Source organism: Halococcus sp. AFM35, assembly GCF_051195015.1.
GTDB lineage: Archaea > Halobacteriota > Halobacteria > Halobacteriales > Halococcaceae > Halococcus.
Window position 1 is genome coordinate 98025 of the sequence record NZ_JBNTJU010000009.1, and the last position, 14642, is coordinate 112666.

The 14642-nt window shown below is 60.8% G+C and carries 13 protein-coding genes and 1 pseudogene; 7 read left to right on the forward strand and 7 right to left on the reverse strand.

The window, feature by feature from the left end:
- Positions 1–81: 81 nt before the first annotated feature.
- The gene (locus tag ACQUQO_RS09375; protein WP_435077722.1) at positions 82–1905 is read left to right on the forward strand and encodes a glycoside hydrolase family 15 protein; all 1824 of its coding nucleotides are present in this window, start codon (positions 82–84) and stop codon (positions 1903–1905) included.
- A 117-nt stretch (positions 1906–2022) separates the two neighbouring features.
- Positions 2023–2655, forward strand: coding sequence for an acetate uptake transporter (locus ACQUQO_RS09380; RefSeq protein WP_435077723.1), 633 nt, complete (start codon positions 2023–2025; stop codon positions 2653–2655).
- Here ACQUQO_RS09380 and ACQUQO_RS09385 read toward each other — a convergent pair.
- Positions 2652–4712: an ABC transporter substrate-binding protein gene (locus ACQUQO_RS09385; RefSeq protein WP_435077724.1), complete on the reverse strand. Its 2061-nt coding sequence runs from the start codon at positions 4710–4712 to the stop codon at positions 2652–2654. The two genes, ACQUQO_RS09380 and ACQUQO_RS09385, sit on opposite strands and share 4 nt — an antisense overlap.
- Before the next feature lie 114 nt (positions 4713–4826).
- On the opposite strand from ACQUQO_RS09385, the gene ACQUQO_RS09390 reads away from it, so the two are divergent.
- Positions 4827–6104: an MFS transporter gene (locus ACQUQO_RS09390; RefSeq protein ID WP_435077725.1), complete on the forward strand. Its 1278-nt coding sequence runs from the start codon at positions 4827–4829 to the stop codon at positions 6102–6104.
- A 54-nt stretch (positions 6105–6158) separates the two neighbouring features.
- On the forward strand, positions 6159–7016 hold the full coding sequence (locus tag ACQUQO_RS09395) for a cytochrome c oxidase subunit 3 (protein ID WP_435077726.1): 858 nt from the start codon (positions 6159–6161) through the stop codon (positions 7014–7016).
- Here the strand turns inward: ACQUQO_RS09395 and coxB are convergent.
- Positions 6976–7812: a cytochrome c oxidase subunit II gene (gene coxB, locus ACQUQO_RS09400; RefSeq protein WP_435077727.1), complete on the reverse strand. Its 837-nt coding sequence runs from the start codon at positions 7810–7812 to the stop codon at positions 6976–6978. The genes ACQUQO_RS09395 and coxB overlap by 41 nt on opposite strands.
- Before the next feature lie 104 nt (positions 7813–7916).
- On the opposite strand from coxB, the gene ACQUQO_RS09405 reads away from it, so the two are divergent.
- Positions 7917–8456, forward strand: coding sequence for a DUF6789 family protein (locus ACQUQO_RS09405; protein ID WP_435077728.1), 540 nt, complete (start codon positions 7917–7919; stop codon positions 8454–8456).
- Positions 8457–8484: 28 nt separating this feature from the next.
- On the opposite strand, the gene ACQUQO_RS09410 is transcribed toward ACQUQO_RS09405, so the two are convergent.
- From ACQUQO_RS09410 to ACQUQO_RS09425, 4 genes are all read right to left on the reverse strand, one after another.
- A complete protein-coding gene (locus ACQUQO_RS09410; protein WP_435077729.1) occupies positions 8485–9000 on the reverse strand; it encodes a hypothetical protein in 516 nt (171 codons plus the stop codon).
- A gap of 4 nt (positions 9001–9004) precedes the next feature.
- Positions 9005–9568 (reverse strand): hypothetical protein, encoded by a 564-nt coding sequence (locus tag ACQUQO_RS09415; protein ID WP_435077730.1) that lies wholly within the window; start codon positions 9566–9568, stop codon positions 9005–9007.
- On the reverse strand, positions 9565–11364 hold the full coding sequence (locus ACQUQO_RS09420) for a cytochrome c oxidase subunit I (RefSeq protein WP_435077731.1): 1800 nt from the start codon (positions 11362–11364) through the stop codon (positions 9565–9567). Before ACQUQO_RS09420 ends, ACQUQO_RS09415 begins: the two co-directional genes overlap by 4 nt.
- A 196-nt stretch (positions 11365–11560) precedes the next feature.
- Complete coding sequence (locus ACQUQO_RS09425; RefSeq protein ID WP_435077753.1) at positions 11561–12517, reverse strand: TIGR03557 family F420-dependent LLM class oxidoreductase; 957 nt, start codon at positions 12515–12517, stop codon at positions 11561–11563.
- A 228-nt stretch (positions 12518–12745) separates the two neighbouring features.
- On the opposite strand from ACQUQO_RS09425, the gene ACQUQO_RS09430 reads away from it, so the two are divergent.
- Entirely contained in the window at positions 12746–13237 is a 492-nt protein-coding gene (locus ACQUQO_RS09430; protein WP_435077732.1) for an MOSC domain-containing protein, read from the forward strand.
- A gap of 112 nt (positions 13238–13349) precedes the next feature.
- On the opposite strand, the pseudogene ACQUQO_RS09435 reads toward ACQUQO_RS09430, so the two are convergent.
- Positions 13350–13484 (reverse strand): annotated as a pseudogene (locus tag ACQUQO_RS09435) (PLP-dependent transferase); the annotation flags it as partial.
- A 127-nt stretch (positions 13485–13611) separates the two neighbouring features.
- On the opposite strand from ACQUQO_RS09435, the gene ACQUQO_RS09440 reads away from it, so the two are divergent.
- A complete protein-coding gene (locus tag ACQUQO_RS09440; protein WP_435077733.1) occupies positions 13612–14373 on the forward strand; it encodes an MBL fold metallo-hydrolase in 762 nt (253 codons plus the stop codon).
- Positions 14374–14642 lie beyond the last annotated feature (269 nt).

Consider the following 14642-nt stretch of genomic DNA (forward strand, 5'->3'; position numbering starts at 1 on the left):
CAATCTGGTTCATGATTCGAAACATCGCTTTGACCCGCAACACGCTGCGCTACGATACCGGAACACGAGCATGGGAGACGAATGAGTGAGTACAAGCCGATTGCCGACTATGGTCTGATCGGCAATCTCGAAACGTGCGCGCTCATCGGTACTGATGGTTCGATAGATTGGTGTTGTCTACCGCGCCTCAACTCCTCAAGCACCTTCGCCGCCATCCTCGACGCCGACCGCGGCGGGCGGTTCGCCATCCACCCCACGGGCGAGTACGAAGCTGAACAGGAGTATATGGAGCGGACAAACGTGCTGCAGACCACGTTTCACACCGACTCCGGAACCGCGACGGTGACCGACTTCATGCCGCGGTTCAATGGCGGGGGCGACCAACCCAAAATTCAGGCACTCTATCGAAAAGTGACCTGTACGGACGGCACTGTTTCCCTCGACATCGAGTTCTCCCCGCGTTTCGACTACGCCCGCGCGGAGACCATGCTCGAATCCACTGCCGGTGGTGTGCTCGCAACCGGTGCGGCCAGACAACTCTCGCTATCGAGTCCCGTGACGCTCGATAGCGAGGACAGGAGAGCGACCGCGTCCTATCCAGTAAACGAGTACGATACTCACTGGTTCGTCCTCCAATACGGAATGCGAGCACCGACTGACGACGAATCATGTGAGGAACTACTCGATGGCACAATCGAGTTCTGGCGCGACTGGGCACGCTTGGGCGAGGACTTCGAGGGTCAGTTCGAGGGCTATCACGATACGGTAGTGCGTTCGAGTCTCACCCTCAAACTCCTCACCTATCGAGGAACCAGCGGAATCACTGCCGCACCGACCACGTCACTCCCAGAGGTGATCGGTGGGGTTCGCAACTACGACTATCGCTACAGCTGGATACGCGACGGGGCCTTTACAGTGAGAGCCTTCAGCAACCTCGGCGCTATTGACGAGGCAGAGAACTACCTCGATGAGTACTTGGACCTTAGCCGCTCGACAGACCCCGCGGAAATGCAGCCCCTCTATGGACTCCAACACGACTCCACCTACGAGGAAATCGAACTCGACCATCTCTCGGGGTATCGAGACTCGACACCGGTACGTATCGGTAATGGGGCTGCCTCACAGTTCCAACTTGGGATGTACGGCGAACTCATCAATGCAATCTATCAGCTCACACGGTCGGATAGGGACATCGCCAGTCACGACTGGGAGGCCATTCGAGAGATCGTAGAGTACGTCCGTGAAGTCTGGGACGAACCGGATGCAGGTATCTGGGAGATGCCCGGCGGTCCGAAACAGTTCGTCCACTCGAAGGCGATGTGCTGGGTTGCGCTTGACCGTGGGATCGATATAGCCGAAGAAAACGACTTCGATGCCCCACTCGATGACTGGCACACGGATAGAGAGAACATCAAAGAGACCACCATCGAACGTGGATTCGACGAGGAGCAAAACAGTTTCGTCCAAGCGTTCGACGACGACCAGCTCGACGCGAGCCTCCTACTGCTTCCCCTGATAGGCTTTCTCCCGATTGACGATCCGCGTATCGAAGGGACGATAGCTGCAATCCACGACCGGCTCGCCACCAATGACGGGCTCGTCTATCGGTACGAACACGACGACATGTCGGGCGAGGAGGGAGCGTTCATGCTGTGTTCGTTCTGGTTCGTAGACTGTCTCGCGCTCATGGGGTGCACTGAACGTGCGCGTGAAATCTATGAGAACCTCTTGGAGTCTATCAGTCCACTGGGTCTCATCTCCGAGGAGATAGACCCTGAAACGGGTGAGTTGCTTGGCAATTTCCCGCAGGCCTTCAGTCACATCGGTCTCGTGAACAGTGCTCTTTATCTTCATGAATCCGAGAAGGATACGTCGGTCGAATCGTTTAGCACCTATTCGAAGTAGGTGTACGCGCTCCTCGTCTATGGAGGCACCAGCTCGCTGGTGACACTTGTACCCCCTACTTTCGCAGACCGGGCGGTCAATTGAGTCACGGCACAACCGGTAGTCGGTGTCAGAACCATGCCAAAGGACACGAAACTCGCCAATCCGGAACCGATTGGACTCATCGGCTTCGCGCTCACGACGTTCATCGTCGGGCTGATCGAAACGAACTGGTTGACTGGTGGTGGGACTACCGGTACGGTCATCCCGCTCGCCATCGCCTACGGTGGGACGATTCAGCTGTTCGCCGGCATACTCGCGTGGCGCAACGGCAATACGCTCGCACAGACCGCGTTCCTCACGTACGGCGCGTACTGGTGGTGGTTCGCGCTGTTCGAGCTGTTCAGCCTCACCGGCATTATCACCCCCAGTCCGAGCCTGACCGCGTTCGGCGTCATCAACTTCGGGTTCGGGATCATCACTATCCTGTGGTTCGTCGGCTCGCTCGCCGACAGTACGGCGCTGGCCGCCGTGTTCGCCACGTTGGCGATGACGTACGGTCTCATCGGTCTCGGCTACTGGTTCGATGTCACCGCCCTCAATGTCTGGGGCGGCTACTTCGGGCTGGTCTCGGCGCTGTGTGCGGCATACGTCGCGTTCGCCAAGGTCACCAACTGGTCGATGGGTCACGACGTCGTTCCGACCGGTCCCGCTCCCCTCAGTCTGGGAAACGATGGGGGCCAAGCCGGCTCCGGGCAAGCGGGCGACTAACGACGAGCGACCAGCACACCGTTCGTGCTGGCCCGGTGAAGCTGGAGTAACTCCGTCGACAGATACGTGTCACCCGGAGCGGGAAGGTTCTCGACGTAGCCATCGAAGCCCGTCCGGTTGGCCGGCCAGTACAGCTTCTCATAGGAGGCAACTAGTACTGGTATATCGAGATAGACTCGTTCGATGGCCCGACGAATCAGGTCGTTTCTGGACTCGACGGCCATCTCCTCGCGCGCAGCTGTGATGAGGTCGTCGGCCGTGGCGCTCTCGGTGAGACCGTAGCCGGTCGCATTTCGCACGAACTCATCGGCGTTGTTCCGCGTACCGATGTCGGCGGTGTCGTGGTCGTCGGCGTTGTCGCTGTGAAACCGTTCATAGAGCGTCTCGATGGCGAATTCGGAGACCGCCTCCCCGTCGATTGGCGCGACAGCGAACGCTTCGTCGCGGTAGACTGCTGTGCGCAGTTCTTCAGATGGCAGCTCGCGCCGTTCGATTGGGATGCCGATGCGACGGAGAGCACTTGTATACCGCCGCGTCATTTTCGCCTCCTCGGGGTGTTCGCTCGCCGGACGCGTCAGAAGCGCGAGCGGGCCGTCGCGTATCGCCGTAATCGTGGTGCCATCAACTCGCAACTCCTGCTCGGTATCGGCGGCTTTGAGTACATCTGATTCGACCGAGCCGAACGTGTACTCGTATTTCGCCTCGGTCTGGGATGCCTCGACACCGGTCAGGCTGCCCGGATAGCGTTCCCCGGCGAACGTACCAGGACCACCAGTAATCAACGCCCCCTCCGTGAGGAACGACCGAATCCCCTCGACGTCGAGCGAGCCGTCATCGGTCTCGCGGAACGCGAACGCCTCCGTCGAGGGACCGGTGAGTAGTTGCTGGCTGGCCGGACGAACGGGGCGAGGCAGGATGGATGGCTGATGTTCGGGTCTGACGGCCGTGTAGTCCGGTGGCGCGACGAAATCACCTGGGATGACGTGGCCGTCGTTGAGTCGTTCCACCCAGTAGCGGTCATCGAACGCGAACCCGAGCGCCTGCCGGAAGGGGAGGTCGTCGAGCGGCGTCCGACGCAGGTTGAACGCGAACGCTTTGTAGCCCTCGCCAGAGCCACGAACGAGCCTCCGGCCGTCGAGCAGAGGTTTGATTTCCTCGGCCGTGTACGAGCCGTACATGGCATCGACGTCACCGCGATGGAACGCCGTTTCGAGGGCGGTGTCGTCCTCGTAGACACGATAACGGAGACCGTCGAGAAACGGGCCGCCGTGGAGCAGTTCCTCCTTTTTCCTCTTCCACTCCAGATCCGCAAGCGGGTAATCGCCACGAAAGCCGAGTTCGATTGCGGTGTCGGGGTCATAGGTCCTCACACGGGCTGGGCCGAGACCGACGGGACCGCCGTGGTCGGTTGGGCGGTACTCCGCAGGACTATCAATGCCTTCCCATATGTGTTTTGGGAGGATGGGGACGGCGAGCTGGACGGAGTCGTAGGTGCTGACCGGCTCCGAGAGCTGCATGCTGAGGTCGAAGCGGTTCGACGACGCCCGCTCGACGGATTCGATGGGGTCGAGCAGCGATGCATACTTCTCCGGGCGGTGGTCGAGCAGGTACCGATAGGTGAACAGGACGTCCTCGACGGTACAGTCAGTGCCGTCGGTGAAGGTTAAGCCCTCGCGAACAGTGAACCGCACCGCCGGCTTCGCGGTCGGCGTCTCGGTGTGGTGTTCGGACCAGTTGGCGAAGACGCTCGGATGCACCCCGAAATCGACCGGGTCCACGGTCGTCCCGAACCCGTAGAGGAGGTCGAGCATGCCGTACGATTGTTCGTTCGAAACCGCCAACGGATTCGTCCCCGCCGGCGGGTCGGCGACGCCGATGGTGAAAACCCCACCCCGTTCGATGGTGTCCGACGACGGCGGGTTCAGTCCACGCTCACCGACGTTCGCGCGCCCGATACAGCCGGCCAGCGAGAGCGCGAGGAGGCCGCTTCCACCGGCCTTCAGCGCTGCCCGTCGGCCGATGGCTGCGTTGAAGCGTCCATCCAACCGCTCATCCATAGGCCGATTCGTCGCGGTATCGGCTTAGCTTCGATGCTGGCATATTCTGCCTCGGCTCGCGCGGCTGGCTCACTCCGGGAAGCGCTTAACCGGCTCAGGGGCGGACTGTATTCGATGGCTGGAGACGACTATCAGACGGATGACGCTCGCTTGCCGGCAGCCGGGGCGTTGCGATGGCTGTTTCGCGGCTACGAGACGTTCGTGTTCGTGGTGGCGCTCGGACCGATTCTTGACGATCTCCTCTCGCCGTATGCCGCCTCGTCGCTGTATTTCTACGCCGGCATTGTGCTGGCTGCGACGCTTTTGGGTTGGGCCGTTGGCGGGACGGCTCGGGCGCTCACCATCAATGTCGTCGGGCAGGTGAACGCGATAACGATTTCCCTGCTCGGTTATGCGGTCGTCGCCGGGCTGACCGCCGCAAGCGAGACGTTTCTGGCGTTCGCAATCTTCCGGTTTCTCGCCGGCGCGTTCCTCGGTATCGGGGGTGAACTCACGAACGCAGCTGCGAGGACGACTGACGACCGGTACACAGGCTCCGTTAGTGCCGGTTTCGGCGGCGGAATCGTCCTCGCATCGGTCGCATGGGCCGTCCTTCAGACGTTCGACCCACAGTTCCTCGCGCCGGTTTTCGGTCCGGGGCCGTGGCGATACCTCTTCGCCATCGGCGTGTTGCCGGCGATAGCGACCCCCTTCGTTCGCCGCGTGGCCGGTTCGGCGCAGTTGACTAGGAATGACGACCGAACGGACACCATCTCCATTGGAGACATGTTTCGTGGTCTAACTCGGCGACGAACCATCGTGGCTGCCGCGCTGGCGTTCGCGGCGCTTGCGGGCTGGTGGGGTGTCGTCGCGTGGCTGCCGGCGTATGCGACCACCGTCACGGAGGGCTACGGACTGGCCAGACCTGACCTGTGGGCCGCCATCGCGGGCGCGTGCTACGGTATCGGCGGGATTGCCGGCTCGCTCACAGCCGGTACCATCGCCGAGCGCATCGGCCGAGTCGGCTCACTGCTGGTCATGGCTATCGGGTCGCTGTCGACCGTGTTTGGTCTGTTCTTGCTGATACGCACGCCCGTTCTCTTCTCGGTGATGGCAGTGGTCGTCGGCTACTTCACGGTCGGGCAGTTCGGCTGGCTCTCTGCGTCCCTCCCCGAACTCGTTCCGAGCGATGGAACGGCGATTGCGGTGGTGTGGGCTACCGCGCGGCTGGTGGCCGTCCCGCTCCCGATTCTAATAGGCTACGAAATCGCCGTCTTCGACGGTATCGATACGGTCGTCGCCGCCAGCGCGGCGGTCTATGCTGTCGGCATTCTCGCGGTGTGTTATCTCCCCGAGCGGGAGACGCTAATGACGGACTCGCGCTCGCGACCGGCCGCCGAAACGAACGGCTGAGGTCTCGACGAACGCAAGCCGGGGACTTTTGAGAGGTCCGTCCAATCCGTGGCCATGGGAACGAACGAGGCGGTCGAACCGGGCGACGGACAGGAGCCGCCGGCGGGTGCGGACGTTCCAGCGGGCAGGAGCGAGGCGACGTGGTGGCCGGTCGTCTGTGCGCTCGGGGTGGTCGGACTGTATCTCGGTGCTGGCCTGTACTTCTTCGGCAACGGCGATGTCGCGCCCATCCCCGGTATCTATGGACCAGTCGTCTTCCTCTCGGGTGCGGCCGTCTTCCTCGTCGGTCTGTTCGGCTGGCTCTACCACGCCTTCCTCATCGATTTCTGGACGCGCGGGTTGGCAGAGCGCGCGCCGCGCGCGCTCCGGGGTGGGATGGTGCTTTTTCTCATCAGTGACATCGCCACCTTCTCCGCGGGGTTTATCTACTACCTCTTCATCCGAGCGGGTGGGTGGCCGCCGAGCGAACTCCCCGGACTGCTGAGTCCGGTGCTGTTCGTCAATACGGTCGCGCTCCTCGCGAGCAGCGTCACGCTTCACTCCGCCCACTCGGCACTCGAAGACGGCAATCGTCGGCGGTTTCTGAGCCTGCTCGGCGCGACGCTCGCCCTCGGTGTACTGTTCGTCTTCGGTCAAATCTACGAATACTACGACCTCATCGTCAAGGAGGGCTTCACCATCTCCTCGACGTTCGGCAGCGCGTTCTACGGGCTGACGGGGCTGCACGGGCTTCACGTCGTCAGTGGGACGATACTGCTCGGCGTGCTCTTCGCCCGCGGGCTGCTCGGCCAGCTATCGGGTGAGCGCGACACCTCGATGGTGACGGTCTCGTTCTACTGGCATTTCGTCGACCTCGTGTGGGTGTTCATCGTCACGCTGCTGTACGTCGGCGCGTCGGTGTCACTCGCGTAGCACCGCGCGACGGTTCGGTGGCGTTGACGGACACTGGCGTATCGTTCCGTGCGTTGCGCTGAGTGGCGAGCCAGTTCCGGTATCGCTGTTGGGAGATGACGGTGAGATTGGCATACATCCGCGAGTGACCGGCCCCACAGTACTCAGAACAGTACACTCTGTACTGTCCACGCTTCGATACGTTGGTCCGGATCGTGTTGGTCTCGCTGGGGATGACGTCCTGTTTGAGACCGAGTTCGGGCGCGTGGAACGAATGTATTACCTCGCGGGCGGTGAGATGGAAGTAGACGTCCTTGTTCGCCGGCAGCACCGAGACGTTGTTTGTTGTGACGTTTGCCTCAGGATAGACGAACTCCCAGCCCCACTGGTAGGCGATGACATCCACGACGACGGCATCCGGGTCGTCGGGGAGGATTGCCCCTTGGAGGTGAGGGTTCGACACGTTCGCCCCGGCGATCTCCTGATTCCCATACGACGGCGAGATATATGGATTGGCCAGCACGTTGTAGGAGGCGAACCCGACGAACAGGAGGATGATGGCGGTCGCAATCGTCCACGTGATTTCGAGCGAACGGTTCTCGCGGGTCGGCGTGGGGTTCTCGTTGTCCTTGTGCCGCCAGACGGCATAGAAGAGAATCGTCTCGACCAGTATGGCGAGGGGGACGGCGACGTACAGCAGCTGACGGTTCAGGTTTCGAATCAACGCCTTGTTGATCGACTGTGCGGCCGCCGGTTCGACAGCGCTGATGAAAAACACCACGAACGCCAGCGCCGCCACCGCCCGTCCCCGTCTCATTATAGCTGTTGGTGCATAGTATGCACAAGAACCTACTGCTGGCGAATGAAAGCCCATACTCTCCCCGGAGCAGGCTTTTTGCGGCCGTGGGTGTACTCATGGGCATGGTCGATACCGGCTCGCTCGTCGAACGGGTGACTGGCGAATCCGAAAGCAAAGCGGCGAACGATCTCCGGCGCGTCGTCGTCGGCGGCATCGTCGGGGCCATCGCCGGTGGTCTCGGCACGCTTGCTGATAGCGTCGTGCTCTACGTCGCCATCCGCCTCGATGCGTTCGACCCCACCCAATTCGGCGAGATGGCCTCGCTCGCCGGCATCGGCGACCCGTTCCTCGGGACCGGCGATCCGCTCGTGGGCTATCTCATCTTCGTCGGCGGCGGGATGACGACGTGGCCGTTCCTGTTCGCTGCACTGCATCAGTACCTCCCCGGCTGGCGGATGGCGGTCAGCGGTGTCACTTTCGCCGCCATCGGCTGGAGTGGCTTCGCCATTGCCTTCTACTCCGGCGAGACGGGTATAGCACTCGTCCTGTTCGTCGTCCTCACCTTCCTCGGGCAGTGTCTTTACGGACTCGTCGTCGGTCTCGCCTTCGAATATGCCGAACCACGCATCGACATCGCGTTCGTCGGGACGACCTTCCAGTGACCTGCCACCAGAGACGCGACTGCCCCACTCATCCCCGCCGGTCGTTGACGACGGCAGCGGCGACGAGAAGGAATCCGAGACCGACGACGGCACCGCCCGGCGAGTGCGACGCCTCCGCCGCATCGATAGCGGAATCGACGACCCCACCCGCCGAATCTGCCGGCTGGCTTCCGGTCGTCGCCCCCCACTCGGGTTCGGTCACGACGACGTCCTCGAACGTATCGAAGTTTTCCGTGCCGAGGTCATCGATGAGGTCCAGCACCTCCGCTTTCGTCTCGGGGTCGATATCCGCGATACGCTCGACGCTGTAGGGACCGCTCCGGGCGGCCCAGAGACCGTTGTTGCTCAGATAGCCCTGCGAGTTGACCACCGGCAACTGTAAATCCTCGAACTGGTCGGGATCGTCGAACCCCGAGGCCGACAGCAGGAAATGGTCGGCGACCGCCGAGAGGTCATCAGTTGGGAAGTCCTGTTCGGTCGGGAACTCCCAGTCGTCCGTGGTCGTGGCCGAAAAACTCGGTCGATGGATGTCGTACTTTGTCATGATGTTATCGGAACCGCCTCCAGAGGCTGGGGGCGGCGACGATGCCCGCGCCAACGATCACTCCGGCGATACTGAACGGGAGGTCGAACGCCCCCGGGTCGACGCATTCGTTGAATGAACTGACCGCCACGTAATACTCCTCGCCGCGGTACTCGACGATGGCACCGTTGCGGAACAGCGGGAGGTGGGTGACGTTGCCTTCGACTTCCTCCTCGTTGTTCGCCACGTTGAGCGCCGTGCGGAACCCGCGCTGTTCGTCACGGGTCAACTCCTCGTAGTCGATGTGGGGCAGCGATGGCTGTGCGTCGTCGGCGGCGAGGTCGGCGGCTTCCGGTGGCGTGACTTCGATGATGGGGTTGCTACAGAGACCGAAATCCTCCTGAACGAGTCCATACACGCCGACGACGGCCCCGCCGATGCTCGCCGAGAGCACGAGTATCCCAACGACCGAGACCGCATACGTCTGTATCGACCGGCTCGTCACCGTCCGCTTCAGGCTCCGATAGACCGGCGCGAAGTGTTCGAAGAACCCCTTTTCGTCCTCACCCGCCAGTTCGTCGTCGCTCATGAGTGGGTGGTTCCGTCGCCACGGTCGTCGGCCTGCTCGCCGCCGTCGGTGGTGTAGCGCTCGTCGAGGCGCTGTTCGAACCACTGCCACTCGCGGGTGAACTGGCCGGTCTCCTTGAGGTTCCAGACATCGGCCTCGGTGATGCGCGGTCCCCACAGATACGATTTGAGCATGTTCACGAGCCACATGAGGACGCTGATACCGATGACGTACGATCCTACGGTCGTAATCTGCATCAGGAAGGCGAACTCGGGGGGGTAGCTCGCGTACCGCCGCGGGAGACCGAGCGCACCGGTGACGAGCATCGCGCCGAAGGCAATGAGTACGCCGACGATCATCAAAAATACCTGAAGCTTGGCGAGGCGCTGGTCGTACATCTTGCCGGTAACGATGGGATACCAGTAGTAACTCGCCGCCATCAGCATGAACGGGATGATGCCCATCAAAATCATGTGGAAGTGCCCAACGACGTAGTAGGTATCGTGATAGAGGATGTCCACGGGGATAGCTGCCAGGAACACGCCCGTGATGCCACCGATGACGAACGTGCTCAGTCCGCCGACACAGAGCATCATCGGCGCGGTCAGGCGCACTCGTCCTTTCCAGATGGTGGTAATCCAATTGAACTCCTTGATGGCACTCGGAATCGCGATGGCGAGCGAGATCGCCATGAATCCCGCACGAATGCGCGGATCGATGCCCGTCGAGAACATGTGATGGCCCCAGACACCGAACGAGAGCACGCCGATAGCAAATGTGGAGTAGATGACGAACCGGCGGCCGAACAGCGTCCGACCGGAGAATTTGGGAAGGATGAGGCTCATCAGCCCGAAGCCCGGCAAAACGATGATGTAGACCTCCGGATGGCCCCAGAACCAGAAGATGTGTTGCCAGAGGATGGGACCGCCGCCCTCGGTCGTAAAGAAGGTCGTCCCGAAGTTGCGGTCGAGCAGCAGCATCACGATGGCGCTGCCGAGTATCGAGAAGGCAAACAGGGCGAGACCGGCGGTCGTGACTATCGTCCACGTGAACAGGTCGATATCCGACCACGCGACGTCCTCGCTCCTCTCGGCGAAGGTGGTGATGATGAAGTTTATCGAGGCGATGACCGTCGAGATGCCGCTCAGATGCAGGCCGAGCAGCATGAAATCGACCTGTGGGTTCGGCGATTCGATGGACAGCGGCGCGTAGAGATACCAGCCGAGCTCCGGCGGTTGGATGGTAAACAGAAAGCCAATAGTGTCCATTGAGAGGAAAAGTCCGAGGACCTTCGCGAGGATGTTTATCGACAATCCGCCGCGCATGAGCAGCAACGCGGGCGGCAGCAACCAAAACCCGAGCAGGTTGAGCCGCGGGAAGGCGAGGTCGTCGGCTCCGACCAAGAGCGGCAAGAAATAGTTCGCGAGACCGAAGGCGACGGGCGTGACGAACAGTATCAGCATCGTGAGACCGTGCGTCGTAAAGAGTGCGTCGTAGGTCCCTTCGGTCCAGATATCGACCGCCGGTGTGAGTAACTCGGTCCGTATCATCATCGCATCGACGCCGCCCCACAGCGCCGCCACAGTCCCGAAAACGATGTACATGATGCCGATGTCCTTGTGGTCGGTGGTGGTGAGCCAGCGCACGAGACCGGCAGTTTTCCCCTCGGTCTTGCTGCCCGTTTCGGTTCCCGGACTTTCGGGCAACACGCCGCCGTCGGCAGCCGTCGTTTCCACTGTCGTGGTATGAGTGCGCAAAACGTACGCACTCGCGAAGAGTACGACCACGAACCCGACACCGAGAGCTGTTTCAAACATACGAGTAACTCCTCTCGAAGACGGAAGGCGGGGGTACAGACGTTTTGCTTGCCATCACAAGGTGTTGGGATTGCTGCGGTCGAATAGCGCTACTCGATATCCCACTCAATCGCTGCATGGGATCGCGCCTACTGACGCGGCGGAATGCCGTTACGGGTAGCTTTTGTCGGGGCGACGATTTTGGCGTTATGAACACTCACTCGAAGCTTGGCAGGATCTCTTCTTCATAGAGGTCGAGCAGCGCTTGTTGGTCGTCACCGATCTGGTGCGTGTACACGCGGTCATAGCCTGCATCGATAGCCTGCTGAATGCTATCGATGTGTTCGTCCGGGTCAGGAGTGGTGATGATGTCTCCCTCGCGGATGTCTTCTTCACTCACCATCTGTGTTGCCTGTTCGAAGTGTCGCGGGGTCGGTAGCTGCGAAGCGAGTTCACCCGGGAGTCCGGAGTTCGGCCATACCTCGTGGACGGTTTCAACTGCCTCTTCCTCGCTGTCGGCGTGACAGGCGTGGAGTTGACAATAGGACGGACTGGAGCCGCCTGCATTTTCATAGGCGTCGAGGAGGTCACCTTGTGGCCCGACACACCAGAACCCGTCACCGATTTCGCCGGCAGCTGTCGCGGTCTTTTCGCCGAACGCCGAGACGACGATTGGTGGAAGCTCATCGGGTAAGGTGAACAGTCGGGCGTTCTCGACGGTGTAGTGTTTGCCGTAGTGGCTTGTCTGGCCGCCCTCCCAGAGCTTTCGAATCACTGCGACCGCCTCTTCTAACATCTCCAATCGAACGGAGTGGGGTGGCCAGTGCTCGCCGGTGACATGTTCGTTCAGGCGTTCGCCGGTGCCAACGCCGAAGAAAAAGCGCCCATCGAGCATTGCTCCGGCTGTCGCGGCCGCGTGCGCAACGACCGCGGGATGAATCCGCATGATTGGGCAGTTGACGCCGACACCGACATCGATGTCTTCAGTTGCCTCGGCAACACCTCCGAGCACGCTCCAGACGAAGGGAGCATTCCCCTGTGCGCTGACCCACGGGTGGTAGTGATCCGAACTCGATACGAAGTCGAAACCGACCTCCTCGGCGCGTTCTGCCTGCTGGACGAGAGCATTCGGTCCGAATTCCTCACTCGACAGCGTATAGCCGATGTCGGTCATTGTCCACTCCATCGAGATGGTCGTCTTGGTGTCATACATGTATAAATTGAATGCCGAGCGGAAAATCTTGTTGCAGACACTTGCCGGATCATTCGTCAATGTCGACGATATCGCCATGTTCTCCCTCTGTTCGTCAGAGACGTACTGTGGGGCACAAACGGCGCGTATCGGTCACCCGTAAGGGAGGACTCCCGACTGTTTATACTTCTGTAAAATGGTATAGCACGCATGACCGAGTTTGGCACCGTCGAGCGGGCGTTTATCGCACACGAAGCCGAAGCTCAGATGGCGGAACAGCCCGACGTTGAAGCAATCACCGGAAAGGGGCTGCGAGGTGACCGGTACTTTAGCGAGATCGAGACGGGGACCTTCGTCAAGTGGGAATCAGATGAGCAACGCCACGATGGGTACGACCTCACGTTGATCGAGCAGGAGGCCGTTACAGCAATCGAACGTGAAGCGGGAATCGAACTCGCACCGGGCGAACACCGACGGAACATCGAAACTCGTGATGTCGCACTCAACCATCTCGTTGGACAACGATTCCAGGTCGGTGACGCCATCTGTCGAGGAGATCGCTTGTGTGAACCGTGTAGTCACCTTCAGCGCATCACTCACGATGGCGTATTGCAGGCGCTCACTCACCGAGGAGGTCTCCGAGCGGACGTTCTCGAAGATGGAATGATTCGCCCCGGTGACGCCATCGAACCGCTCGAATAATCCGCACTTTTTCGATTGGAAACGGTTCGTACACCTGGTTGCAGCTACTACGACCGGGTACAGTCGACCAGCTTGCGGGTCGGGACAGTGGGAACGAAAGGGGAACGCTCGCCTACGGCAGTGCCGCCTGAAGGTCCGCACAGAGGTCGTCGACGTGTTCGATGCCGACCGATATCCGGACCAAGGTCTCGGGAATCTCCGCGGTAGCAGAGCTGTGGTTGAGCTCGTCTGGAATCATCAGCGACGGCCCGCGGTCGACTCCGAGAACATCGAGTTCATACGGTGAGCACCCTCTCCCGGTCGAACCCGCGGCAGTTGAACTCGGAATATTTCAACGCAAGTCTCAACCCGCCGTCTCCCGAAGGGAGTCGTGTATGACGACTGATTCCGACATCAGTGTTCAGCTCGTCCGGAACGCCACCGTCCTTGCGACCGTTGATGGGACGACGTTCCTCGTCGATCCGCTGTTCACACCGCAAGGCGAGATGCCCACCGTGACCGAAGCCCCAGGAGTTCCCGGTTTCCTCACGACAGAGAACCAAGACCGGAATCCGCTCGTACCGCTTCCTGATGTCGACCTCTCCTACGACGCAGTGGTCGTCACCCATCGCCATCCCGACCACTTCGACGAGGCAGCCATCGAAGAACTCGACGCGGATGTCCCGCTCTTCTGTCAGCCCGAAGAGGCAGACGCCTTCACTGAGGAGGGATTCACCGACGTGCGGCCTGTCGACGACGAGACCTCCTTCGACGACATTTCTCTCCACCGGACGCCGGGACGTCACGGGCACGGTGAGCTAGCTGAAGGAATGGGGCCCGTTTCCGGATTCGTCTTCGAGGCCGACGAAACGCTGTACATCGCTGGGGATACGATCTGGTACGACCCGGTCGAAGAGACGCTCGACCAGTTTGATCCCGATATGGTCGTCCTCAACGGTGGCGAAGCACAGTTCGAGCAGGGCGACCCCATCACGATGGGTGTCGCGGACATCAACGCCGCTCGCGATGCGACCGATGCGACGCTCGTTGTCGATCACATGGAGGCCATCAACCACTGCCTTCTTTCGCGCGAGGAATTGCGCTCGGAGACGGAGGACGTTCTCGTTCCTGAGGACGGTGAGCAGATCACCCTGTAAAGCGGCCTCATCCGACGACGGGTATGCAGTAACCAGCTTTCCGGGTCGACACAGCGCTGCGATCTTCGATGCCAGCGTAACACACCAAACTGCGCTCGCTGTTATCTCTCCGATCTATACGTACGGCGAAACTGAGCGCGTTCCGTGACCGGTGTGCGCCCTGTATCTCCCAGCTACTGGGAAGGACTTTCGCAAATCATGGATTGCTCCGATAACCCCTACATCTCGACAATATGACCTTCTGTGTACTCTATAAATAAAGAAAGTGA

What these genes read in the sequence shown, in the direction of transcription:
- ACQUQO_RS09375 (WP_435077722.1), top strand. Translation starts at nt 82, where the DNA reads ATGAGTGAGTACAAGCCGATTGCCGACTATGGTCTGATCGGCAATCTC.
- ACQUQO_RS09380 (WP_435077723.1), top strand. Translation starts at nt 2,023, where the DNA reads ATGCCAAAGGACACGAAACTCGCCAATCCGGAACCGATTGGACTCATC.
- ACQUQO_RS09385 (WP_435077724.1), bottom strand. Translation starts at nt 4,712, where the DNA reads ATGGATGAGCGGTTGGATGGACGCTTCAACGCAGCCATCGGCCGACGG.
- ACQUQO_RS09390 (WP_435077725.1), top strand. Translation starts at nt 4,827, where the DNA reads ATGGCTGGAGACGACTATCAGACGGATGACGCTCGCTTGCCGGCAGCC.
- ACQUQO_RS09395 (WP_435077726.1), top strand. Translation starts at nt 6,159, where the DNA reads ATGGGAACGAACGAGGCGGTCGAACCGGGCGACGGACAGGAGCCGCCG.
- coxB (WP_435077727.1), bottom strand. Translation starts at nt 7,812, where the DNA reads ATGAGACGGGGACGGGCGGTGGCGGCGCTGGCGTTCGTGGTGTTTTTC.
- ACQUQO_RS09405 (WP_435077728.1), top strand. Translation starts at nt 7,917, where the DNA reads ATGGTCGATACCGGCTCGCTCGTCGAACGGGTGACTGGCGAATCCGAA.
- ACQUQO_RS09410 (WP_435077729.1), bottom strand. Translation starts at nt 9,000, where the DNA reads ATGACAAAGTACGACATCCATCGACCGAGTTTTTCGGCCACGACCACG.
- ACQUQO_RS09415 (WP_435077730.1), bottom strand. Translation starts at nt 9,568, where the DNA reads ATGAGCGACGACGAACTGGCGGGTGAGGACGAAAAGGGGTTCTTCGAA.
- ACQUQO_RS09420 (WP_435077731.1), bottom strand. Translation starts at nt 11,364, where the DNA reads ATGTTTGAAACAGCTCTCGGTGTCGGGTTCGTGGTCGTACTCTTCGCG.
- ACQUQO_RS09425 (WP_435077753.1), bottom strand. Translation starts at nt 12,517, where the DNA reads ATGACCGACATCGGCTATACGCTGTCGAGTGAGGAATTCGGACCGAAT.
- ACQUQO_RS09430 (WP_435077732.1), top strand. Translation starts at nt 12,746, where the DNA reads ATGACCGAGTTTGGCACCGTCGAGCGGGCGTTTATCGCACACGAAGCC.
- ACQUQO_RS09440 (WP_435077733.1), top strand. Translation starts at nt 13,612, where the DNA reads ATGACGACTGATTCCGACATCAGTGTTCAGCTCGTCCGGAACGCCACC.